This is a genomic window from Microvirga arvi (assembly GCF_016892765.1).
Classification (GTDB): Bacteria; Pseudomonadota; Alphaproteobacteria; order Rhizobiales; family Beijerinckiaceae; genus Microvirga; species Microvirga arvi.
Genome location: NZ_JAFEMD010000184.1, coordinates 1 through 1214, shown reverse-complemented (window position 1 = coordinate 1214; position 1214 = coordinate 1). Strand labels below are relative to the sequence as shown.

At 62.5% G+C, this 1214-nt stretch carries 1 protein-coding gene; it reads right to left on the bottom strand.

What is annotated here, in order from left to right; translation table 11 throughout:
* Positions 1-1206 carry an NADP-dependent isocitrate dehydrogenase gene (locus tag ILT44_RS30430; protein WP_307826752.1) on the bottom strand — a complete coding sequence of 402 codons (1206 nt, stop codon included), beginning with the start codon at positions 1204-1206 and terminating at the stop codon, positions 1-3.
* Positions 1207-1214 lie beyond the last annotated feature (8 nt).

Sequence of the window (1214 nt, the reverse complement as noted above, 5' to 3'; positions counted from 1 at the left end):
TTAACCCGCCATGGCTTTTTTGAGGTTTTCGTCGATTTTGTCGAGGAAGCCGGTGGTGGAAAGCCACTTCTGCTCGGCACCGACGAGCAGCGCCAGGTCCTTGGTCATGAAGCCGGCCTCGACCGTGTCCACGCACACCTTCTCCAGCGTCGCCGCAAAGCGGGAAAGCTCCGCGTTGTCGTCGAGCTTGGCCCGGTGCGCCAGCCCGCGGGTCCAGGCAAAGATCGAGGCAATCGAGTTCGTCGAGGTCTCCTTGCCCTTCTGGTGCTCGCGGTAGTGGCGCGTCACCGTGCCATGCGCCGCTTCCGCCTCCACCGTCTGCCCGTCCGGCGTCATCAGCACCGAGGTCATCAGGCCGAGTGAGCCGAACCCCTGCGCCACCGTGTCGGACTGCACGTCGCCGTCGTAGTTCTTGCACGCCCACACATAGCCGCCCGACCACTTCAGCGCCGAGGCCACCATGTCGTCGATCAGCCGGTGCTCGTAATGGATGCCGGCGGCCTGGAACTTCGCCTTGAACTCGGTGTCGTAGATCTCCTGGAAGATGTTCATGAAGCGGCCGTCGTACTGCTTCAGGATCGTGTTCTTGGTCGAGAGATACACCGGGTACTTGCGGTTCAGGCCGTAGTTGAGCGAGGCGCGGGCAAAGTCGCGGATCGACTCGTCGAGGTTGTACATGCCCATGGCCACGCCGGCATCCGGGAACTTGAAGATCTCCTTCTCGATCACCGTGCCGTCCTCGCCCTCGAACTTCATCGTCAGGCGGCCCTTGCCCGGCACCCTGAAGTCGGTGGCCTTGTACTGGTCGCCAAAGGCATGGCGGCCGACGATGATCGGCTGGGTCCAGCCCGGCACCAGGCGCGGCACGTTCTTGCAGATGATCGGCTCGCGGAAGATCACGCCACCCAGGATGTTGCGGATGGTGCCGTTGGGCGACTTCCACATTTCCTTGAGGCCGAACTCCTGCACGCGGCCCTCGTCCGGGGTGATGGTGGCGCATTTGACGCCCACCCCGTACTTCTTGATGGCATGGGCGGCCTCCACCGTGACCTGGTCGTTGGTGGCGTCGCGGTTTTCGACGCCCAGGTCGTAGTACTTCAGGTCGATGTCGAGATACGGGTGGATCAGCTTGTCCTTGATGAACTGCCAGATAATGCGGGTCATCTCGTCGCCGTCGAGTTCGACGACCGGATTGGCAACCTTGATCTTCGCCA